Source organism: Arthrobacter sp. GMC3 (assembly GCF_002929305.1).
Classification (GTDB): domain Bacteria; phylum Actinomycetota; class Actinomycetes; order Actinomycetales; family Micrococcaceae; genus Specibacter.
Genome location: NZ_PJIO01000126.1, coordinates 1 through 572, shown reverse-complemented (window position 1 = coordinate 572; position 572 = coordinate 1). Strand labels below are relative to the sequence as shown.

At 60.1% G+C, this 572-nt stretch carries 1 protein-coding gene; it reads left to right on the top strand.

Annotation, left to right across the window (positions count from 1 at the left end):
• Positions 1–455: porin (locus CXQ94_RS23955; RefSeq protein ID WP_146070421.1), on the top strand; the 455-nt coding region annotated here is incomplete at its 5' end.
• Positions 456–572: the final 117 nt, after the last annotated feature.

The window sequence follows — 572 nt, the reverse complement described above, 5'->3', positions numbered from 1 at the left end:
CCTGGATCAACGGCATGCAGCAGAGCTCGGACAACACCGATAGCACCGTTGAAGAAGTTGATTCCAAGGGTCTGGGTTACGGTATCCAAGCCAAGATGGGCAACCTCTCGCTGACCGCATCCGGCTTCCAGGCCGAGGGTATCAACCCGTTCTTCACCAACAACGCTGGCGAAGCGCTGCTGCGCGAAGTCGACAGCGACGGTTACCTGCTGCAGGGTTCCTACCGCTTCGGCAAGAACCGCTTGGCCCTGTCCTATGGCAAGACCAAGGACGACGGCAACGGTCTGGGTAGCGAAGCCGATTACGAAACCCGCGGTATCGCCCTGTTCCACAGCATCAACGACAACCTGACCCTGGTCGCCGAACTGAACCAGTTCGAGATCGAAGGCAAGGACAGCCCGGCACTGGACGAAGAAACCCGCACCTTCGCAGTGGGCGCGGCGCTGAGCTTCTAAGCGAGGCGATCAGCAGGGCGCGGATGGACGTCGAACCGTAGGTCGCTCCATCCGTTGCATCGGCAGTGGGACGTACGTTGAGCGTATTCCACGCCCTGTGCGCAGTGATGATCTCTG